Source organism: Runella sp. R0.1_18 (genome assembly GCF_057652155.1).
Map to the genome: position 1 here is coordinate 98,363 of NZ_JBYFCK010000020.1, position 7,840 is coordinate 106,202.

Annotated in this window: 7 protein-coding genes; 3 read left to right on the forward strand and 4 right to left on the reverse strand. The window is 44.9% G+C overall.

Annotated elements, in window-relative coordinates; translation table 11 throughout:
- Nucleotides 1-49 precede the first annotated feature (49 nt).
- Entirely contained in the window at nt 50-1,765 is a 1,716-nt protein-coding gene (locus AC23P2_RS25590; protein ID WP_487775823.1) for a GMC oxidoreductase, read from the reverse strand.
- 262 nt (nt 1,766-2,027) lie between these two features.
- Complete coding sequence (locus AC23P2_RS25595; protein ID WP_487775824.1) at nt 2,028-2,579, reverse strand: gluconate 2-dehydrogenase subunit 3 family protein; 552 nt, start codon at nt 2,577-2,579, stop codon at nt 2,028-2,030.
- A 223-nt stretch (nt 2,580-2,802) separates the two neighbouring features.
- Between AC23P2_RS25595 and AC23P2_RS25600 the strand changes: the two genes are divergently transcribed.
- On the forward strand, nt 2,803-4,086 hold the full coding sequence (locus AC23P2_RS25600) for an ATP-binding protein (RefSeq protein ID WP_487775825.1): 1,284 nt from the start codon (nt 2,803-2,805) through the stop codon (nt 4,084-4,086).
- A 38-nt stretch (nt 4,087-4,124) separates the two neighbouring features.
- Here the strand turns inward: AC23P2_RS25600 and AC23P2_RS25605 are convergent, their stop codons facing one another.
- Nucleotides 4,125-6,314, reverse strand: a complete 2,190-nt coding sequence (locus AC23P2_RS25605; protein WP_487775832.1) for a xanthine dehydrogenase family protein molybdopterin-binding subunit — start codon at nt 6,312-6,314, stop codon at nt 4,125-4,127.
- Nucleotides 6,315-6,508: 194 nt separating this feature from the next.
- Nucleotides 6,509-6,988, reverse strand: coding sequence for a (2Fe-2S)-binding protein (locus tag AC23P2_RS25610; RefSeq protein WP_487775826.1), 480 nt, complete (start codon nt 6,986-6,988; stop codon nt 6,509-6,511).
- Between the two features lie 205 nt (nt 6,989-7,193).
- Between AC23P2_RS25610 and AC23P2_RS25615 the strand changes: the two genes are divergently transcribed.
- The gene (locus AC23P2_RS25615; RefSeq protein ID WP_487775827.1) at nt 7,194-7,397 is read left to right on the forward strand and encodes a type II toxin-antitoxin system VapB family antitoxin; all 204 of its coding nucleotides are present in this window, start codon (nt 7,194-7,196) and stop codon (nt 7,395-7,397) included.
- Nucleotides 7,394-7,777, forward strand: coding sequence for a PIN domain-containing protein (locus AC23P2_RS25620; protein WP_487775828.1), 384 nt, complete (start codon nt 7,394-7,396; stop codon nt 7,775-7,777). Before AC23P2_RS25615 ends, AC23P2_RS25620 begins: the two co-directional genes overlap by 4 nt.
- Nucleotides 7,778-7,840 lie beyond the last annotated feature (63 nt).

Sequence of the window (7,840 nt, forward strand, 5' to 3'; positions counted from 1 at the left end):
GATACGCCTATTTTAAATCTAACCCAAAGGAAACAGATACTGTTTCGAGCTACAATTCTCTTTTTTTCAAAGACTTCACTGCATGATCTACCGCGCGGGCCGTAAGCGCCATGTAGGTGATGGACGGATTGACACAAGAGGCCGAAGCCATCGCTGCGCCGTCGGTGACAAACACATTTTTACTGTCATGCACTTGGTTGAAGGAATTCAACACCGACGTTTTTGGATCGCGTCCCATGCGCGCCGTACCCATGTCGTGGATACCCAAGCCCATGTGCGTAGGTCGGTCGTACGGAGTTACGTTTTTGAAACCAGCCGTTTCAAGCATTTCAACCGCCGACGCAATAATGTCTTTCCGCATGGCCCAGTCGTTTTCCACAAAAGCCGCATCCATCACAATCATCGGAATGCCCCATTTGTCTTTTTTCTCTGGGTCGAGATACAAACGATTGTTGGGGTTGGGCAATATTTCCCCAAAACCTCCAATGCTAATTGTCCAAGCGCCAGGTTTGGTGAGACCTTGTTTAAAACCAGCCCCAAATCCATCCCCATTCACGCCACGGTTCCAGCCTTCGCGGCTTGCGCCACCTTGATACCCAAACCCACGGAGGTAGGCGGTTTGTTTATCGTTGCCCCAATTTCGGAAACGAGGGATGTACATGGCGTTGGGGCGCTGTCCATATACATAGTCATCTTCAAATCCATCAATCGTGGCTGTTGCTCCAGAGCCCAGTTGATGATCCATGAGGTTTCTGCCCACTTGGTCGCTGTCATTCCCGAATCCATTTTGAAAACGATTTGACTTAGAGTTGAGCATCAACGCGGCAGTATTGATAGAACCTGCGTTTAGGAAAATGATTTTGGCAAAATAATCGGTGACGAGATGGTTATGCTGATTAATAACCCGAACGCCAACGGCCTTATTTTTTTGGTCATCGTAGATAATTTCGGCCACAATCGAATCGTGCAGTATTGAAAGGCGTTTGGTACGCATGGCCGCGGGAATCGCCCCCGACAGCGAGCTATAATATCCACCATAAGGACATCCACGAGCGCATTTATTGCGGTATTGGCAAGAAGCACGCCCCAATTGGGTATGAATATCTTGCGGCTGCGTTAAGTTGGCTACCCGACCGACCGTTACAGGACGGTTGAATTTTTCGAGCATCTTACCCTTGAAATAGGCTTCGGGAGCAAACAATGGCATTGCGGGTAAAAAATGCCCATCAGGTAATACATCTAACCCTTCTTTGTTACCGCTTACACCCACAAACTTTTCGACGTGCGTGTACCAAGGTTCCAAATCTTCGTAGCGAATAGGCCAGTCGATACCGATGCCTTCTTTGGCATTGGCTTCAAAATCTTGTTTGTTCCAACGATACGACTGACGCCCCCAGTGCATAGATTTCCCGCCCGTATGGTAGGCACGAATCCAGTCGAAAGGGCGTTTTTCGATGTACGGATTTTCTTTATCGTTGGTCAAATGATTCACGACTTCTTCGCTGCCGAGTCCCCAAAAACGGCTATTGGCCCAGCGTTCTTCGGCCGACACGAGCGTGGTTTTACCTCGGTGTTCAATTTCCCACGGCTGTTTCATGGCCGTATCGTAATCTTGGACGTGCTTGATTTCTTTTCCACGCTCAATCATCAACACCTTCATTCCTTTTTCGGTCAGTTCTTTCGCGGCAAAACCGCCCGTCATCCCCGACCCCACCACGATGGCGTCAAAGGTATTTTCTTTTGTTACTTTTATATTCAGGTACATGATTTTCAACAATTTAAAATGAGCAATAAGTGATGAGATTTGAGAGATGATAATCAGGCTAAACGCATCAAAAAAGTAGCCTCAGCGAGGCTAAATCTTAGTAGAAAAAAGGGGGCAAGGCCCTCCAAAAGCCCCATCGGGGTGACATCTTTCACCGAACGTCCGCCGCCACGGCAAGTTTATAACTCTTCTGATTATCAATAGTATAAGCCTAAAACTTGCCGCGGCGGCGGACCGCAAAGTCTTTATATTGCACAAATACTTAATACGCGTACGATTTTTGATTGGGCTTGAGTTTGATATTTTCCAATTTCCCAGGAATTTGTACATACTCAAACGAAGCCTTAATACCCGCTTCCGACGTAAAATACCCCAACAGCGTCAGTTCTTTCATCAATCGCCAAAAGGGAACCGTTTTCGATGGCACTTTCATTTGTTCTTTGGTTTGCTGCTCCATCATTTTGAGCGCACCGCGTCGTTCGCCTTCGTTCAGTTCCAAAAATTTCAGTTGTTCCAAAGAAGTTAAACCCTCCAAAAAGCGCTGATGGTCGGGCTGCAAATAACAATCCTTGAGCATCATTTCGATAAACGCAGGCACACCCACATCTTTGGCACCCACGGTCTCGGTACGGGGAATAATCATTTCGGCTACTTCTGCCACTATTTTTCGCTGCTGCTCCGTCAAGCTAAATGCCGCGCTTGTCATGGGCTGGGTAGGCGCTTGTTCACATCGTTCCATTGCCATGAGCGTAGGGTTAGAAAGAGTCCCACCCAGCATTAAAGCCACACTTCTAATAACCTCTCTTCTGTTCATTTTTCTTCGAGTTGATTGGTAAATTGGGTTAATTACTTTAAAAGATGGGCGGGGCTGTTTTTTAACCGTTTGCGCATACCTTACGGCTAGTACAATATCAATATTACCCTCCCGAAAGTTTGAAACTTTCGGGAGAGTTTCATTTTTTCCTTTGAAAAAATGTATTACATCACACTTTTTCAAAGGAAAAAATGTAATTTTCCACATAAATTCAAACAAAAACATGGTAAGACACCTATATCAAGACTTACTAAACTGGAAAAATTCGGCCACAAGAAAGCCACTCATTTTACAAGGGGCACGGCAAGTAGGAAAAACTTGGCTGATGAAAGAATTTGGAAAAAAAGAATTTGAACAAGTAGCTTATCTTAATTTTGAAAGTAGCGAACGTCTAAAGACATTGTTTTTGGTAGATTTTGACATTTCACGGATTATTTCAACCATCGAAATCGAAATTGGGTATAAAATTCAAGCAGAGAAATGCCTCATTATTTTTGATGAAATCCAAGAAGCAAACAAAGGACTTACCGTCCTCAAGTATTTTTACGAGCAAGCTCCGCACTACCATATTATTGCCGCAGGCTCTCTGTTGGGAGTGTCACTTCAAAAAGGCACGTCTTTTCCCGTGGGGAAAGTGGATTTTTTACGCATATACCCCATGAGTTTTTTTGAATTTTTAGAAAACAATGACCAACAACTTCTACTAGAACAGCTTCAGAAATCAAATTGGGAGGTTCTTGCTTCATTTCACGACAAGTTAATAGGTTTGTTGCGGCTATACTTTTTTATTGGTGGAATGCCCGAAGCGGTCGCCAATTACCAACAATACCAAGATTTGAACCAAGTCCGTGACATCCAAGAAAAAATCCTACTTGGCTACGAAAATGACTTTGCAAAACATGCCCCCTTCGATATCGTTCCGCGTATCCGATTGGTTTGGAGCCATTTGATTAGTCAACTGGCCAAGGAAAATCGCAAATTTATTTACGGTCAACTCAAAAAAGGAGCACGGGCGAAGGATTTTGAAATGGCCATCACTTGGCTCACCGAAGCGGGTCTGATTTTGAAAGTAGCCATGGTCGAAAAGCCAGCACTTCCGCTTAAAGCCTACGCTGATATTGACATTTTTAAGTTGTTTTGTTTGGATGTAGGACTCCTCAATGCCATGGCCGAAAACAGCCCGCGAATCCTGCTAGAGAAAAATAGTATTTTGACCGAGTTCAAAGGTGCACTGACCGAACAATTTGTGGCGCAACAACTAACCCTCAAGCACGACATTTTTTATTGGTCAGCCCCAAACGCTACGGCGGAGGTTGATTTTTTGGTGCAAAAAGACAACCAAATGATTCCCATTGAAGTCAAAGCCGAAGAGAACTTAAAATCAAAAAGTTTGAAAGTGTTCACGGATAAGTTCCAACCTCAGCAAGCGATTCGATTCTCCATGAGCCCCTACCGCGAGCAAGACTGGATGGCAAACATGCCACTGTATGCCGTCAATGGATTATGAAATATGTGCCCCGACAATCTATCGGGGCACACAGGATTTTACGACTTCGGCTTCTCAATCTCTACCTTAAAAGGCTGATTATAATAACGTTTGCCCGTCGTTTGGAACAACGCATTGGCAACAGCCCCAAACACAGGTGGGAACGGCGGTTCGCCCAAGCCCGTTGGGTCAATGTCGTTTTGCACAAAATGAACGTCTATTTTCTTCGGTGCTTCGTGGTGGCGAATCATTCGATAGTTATGGAAGTTAGTTTGTTCAGGAACGCCATCTTTGTGCGTTAGGGCGCCATAAAATGAGTTCCCGATACCATCTACCACGGCTCCCTGAACCATGTTACGGGCTGCGTCGGGATTAACCACTACCCCACAGTCAACCGCACTCGTCACTTGCTCTACGTACGGTTGTCCATCTTTTATTACCATATCCACCACGTGCCCCGCGTACGAAGCGTGGCAGAAATAAGCCGCAACCCCGCGTTTTTTACCCGCGTTTTCGGGTTTACCCCAGCCTGATTTTTCCTTCAACAACTCCAAAACACCCATATATCGGTTGGCGTCATAGTCATTGTTTTTCCCCACAGGGTTTTCTTTGGCGCGTTTTAGTAGCTCCAACCGCATCTCAATCGGGTCTTTGCCCATTGCTTCGGCCAATTCGTCAAGGAAAGACTGTTCGGCGGCGGCATTAAAGTTGGAACGTGGCGCACGGAACGCCCCAATTGTAATGTTTGAAGGGATTTCCCAGCCTTCAGCCAAATAATTATCAACAGCACCCGCAGGGAAACGGTTGGCATGCACAGGATTTTCGGGGATACCTCCGCCTTTTACGTGAAAACCAATCAAGTTTTTGTTGGCATCCAACGCCGCGCGGTAAGTAGCAGTGTACATCGGGCGGTAAATTCCGTAGGTCATGTCATCTTCTCGCGTGTAGATAAGCTTGACAGGCGCTTTCATTTTTTGAGAAATACGAGCAGCCTCGTACACATACGACCCATACGCTCGGCGACCAAATCCTCCCCCCATACGGGTCATTTGGATTTCAATTTTGTCGGCTGGAAGGTTTAAAATCTTTGCAAGAGTTGGCTCCATCCAACCAGGGGCTTGCAAGGGCCCTACCACTAATGCTTTATCCTCTTGCACATGCGCAAAGAAATTCATCGGCTCCATGGTGTTGTGTGCCAAAAACGGCGCATTGTAGGTACGTTCGATGATTTGGGCAGCATTTTTGAACGCCGTTTCAGGATCACCGTCTTTTCTGAGCTGTTGGGCAGGTTTTTTGGCATATTCTGCCATCATCTCAAATTGTGCGCTTGTCGTTTCCAACCGCCCTAGCACAGTTACTTCTCTTTTTCCTCCCCTGCCTTGCATGGTTTCTTTTACGTCGCCCGCAGCTTCCCATTGAACTATCAGCTTTTTGCGCGCATTCATTACTTCCCAAGTCGAATTGCCCACAATGGCTATCATTTCGTTGAAAGCACGGGTATCAAAACCTGCCTGTTCAAATCCCTCATCGTAGAGTTTAATGCTAAAAACGTCCTTGATACCTGGCATTTTCTTGACAGCAGTGGCATCAAACGACTTCAATTTCATCCCGAAAGCAGGTGGGTGCTGAATCATGGCAATCAGCATACCATCTACCCGATAGTCGATTCCAAAGAGTGGTTTACCTGTCACCACTTTCACCCCTTCGGTATTTTTCTTTGAATTTCGGATAATTGTAAAATCTTTGGGTGTTTTCAGTTTTACCTCTTTTGGTACGGCAAAGGTAGCAGCTTTACTAGCCATTTCACCATAGTGAGCGGTTTTTCCACTCGAATGAGACAAAACACCCGCTTTGGTTGTAATTTCAGAAGCCGCCACACCCCACGTTTGCGCCGCCGCTTCGATGAGCATTTGGCGGGCAGCTGCCCCTGCATTTCGGAGAGGTTTCCAGTACATTCTGACCGAATTGCTCCCTCCCGTAAATTGTGCCCCGTATTTTACATTGTCGTGGGTAGTCATTTCTACTACCACGTTTTTCCAGTCCACATCCAGCTCCTCGGCCACCATCATGGGCAGGGACGTCATCACATTTTGACCAAACTCGGGGTTTGGACAAAGGATTTTCACCACGTTATCAGGAGTTATTTTGATGTAAGCCGCAAGTTCCGACCACTGTTGCTCAGGTAGGTTTAAGGCTTCCAGTTTTTCAGCGGCTTGGGCACTTGTAAACCAGCCGAAACTGAGCAACATTCCCCCACCAGCCAAAGCGGAAGATTGGAGGAAGGAACGCCGAGATATAGCCTCGTCACCACCAGCCCCCAAACCCCCAATGGGGGCTTTAATACCGTTTTTTTTATCTTGATTTTTCATGTGCATTCTAAAGATTTGAAAATTGTGAAGAATAAATAAGCTTCCAAAATTGATTCCCCATTGGGGTTAGGGGCTTATTTTTTCCCCCCACTAGGGGTTAGGGGGCTGGCTGCCGTTTTAATCGCCTCTTTGATTCTCAGATACGTCCCACAACGGCAGATATTTCCGCTCATAGCAGTCTCAATTTCAGCATCACTCGGATTTGGGTTCGATTTTAACAATGCCGTAGCGGTCATAATTTGTCCCGTTTGGCAGTAGCCACACTGTGCCACATCGTGCTCAAGCCATGCTTTTTGTACGGGATGCTCGCCGTTGGCCGAAAGACCTTCAATCGTCGTAACCTCCTGTTTTCCAATGGCAGATATGGGTAAAACACACGACCGTACCGCGTTTCCGTCCAAATGAATCGTACAAGCGCCGCACTGTGCCATACCACAGCCAAATTTCGTACCTACCAAATTGAGACTATCTCGCAATACCCAGAGCATAGGCGTGTTTGGGTCAACATCTACTTGGCGTGACTTGCCATTGATTTTCAGATTATACTTTGCCATGGTATGTTAGTTTTATTTCAATTCAAAAATTTAACAAAAATCTAAAAAAAACACAATAAGAAACAACGTTTTTCAAGCAGAAACTTACGAAAATCAAACAGACCAAATCTCTTTGGCTTCATTTATCCAACTTGATTACTCCGATGGCAGTAGAACATGTATGATTTATGTATATATTTGTATATCAATTATTATATACTTTAAAATGAAAACTACCATTGACTTACCCGATGAATTGATTGCTGAAGCGATGCTTGTAACAGGCTCCAAATCGAAGATTGAAGCCATTAAAAAAGCCCTAAATGAAGTTATTTTGCGAGAAAAGCGCCTAAAATTACTTAGCTTCAAGGGAAAAGTTGATTTAGATATTGATTTGAATAGCTTACGCGATAGAACTTCCAAACCATGATTTTGATAGATACATCCGTTTGGGTGGGGTATTTTCGGAAAGGCGAAAATACGGAATTACTAGAAAAATTAATCAATTTGGATTTGGTTTGTACCAACGAAGTCGTCCTTTCTGAACTCATCCCCGCCTTGCAACATACACGCCAGACGGAGGTCATCGAAAGTTTGAATGCACTACCTTGCATGCCTTATACTATTTTTTGGGAAGGAATTAGAGCATTACAAATACTGAACCTACAAAACGGTATCAATAAAGTAGGGCTACCCGATTTGATGATTGCCCAGCATTGTATTGATAAAAACATCGAATTGTGGAGTTTGGATAAGCACTTTCGGTTGATGGCTACGCATACAACATTAAAATTAATCGTAACTGTTTAGGTAGCCCATTGAAAAGAGCCTTGTAGGACAGATTCGATATTTTGAATGATATTCCGATTCATT

Excerpts from the sequence above, each read along its gene's own strand:
- AC23P2_RS25590 (WP_487775823.1), bottom strand. The coding sequence starts at position 1,765 with ATGTACCTGAATATAAAAGTAACAAAAGAAAATACCTTTGACGCCATC.
- AC23P2_RS25595 (WP_487775824.1), bottom strand. The coding sequence starts at position 2,579 with ATGAACAGAAGAGAGGTTATTAGAAGTGTGGCTTTAATGCTGGGTGGG.
- AC23P2_RS25600 (WP_487775825.1), top strand. The coding sequence starts at position 2,803 with ATGGTAAGACACCTATATCAAGACTTACTAAACTGGAAAAATTCGGCC.
- AC23P2_RS25605 (WP_487775832.1), bottom strand. The coding sequence starts at position 6,314 with ATGTTGCTCAGTTTCGGCTGGTTTACAAGTGCCCAAGCCGCTGAAAAA.
- AC23P2_RS25610 (WP_487775826.1), bottom strand. The coding sequence starts at position 6,988 with ATGGCAAAGTATAATCTGAAAATCAATGGCAAGTCACGCCAAGTAGAT.
- AC23P2_RS25615 (WP_487775827.1), top strand. The coding sequence starts at position 7,194 with ATGAAAACTACCATTGACTTACCCGATGAATTGATTGCTGAAGCGATG.
- AC23P2_RS25620 (WP_487775828.1), top strand. The coding sequence starts at position 7,394 with ATGATTTTGATAGATACATCCGTTTGGGTGGGGTATTTTCGGAAAGGC.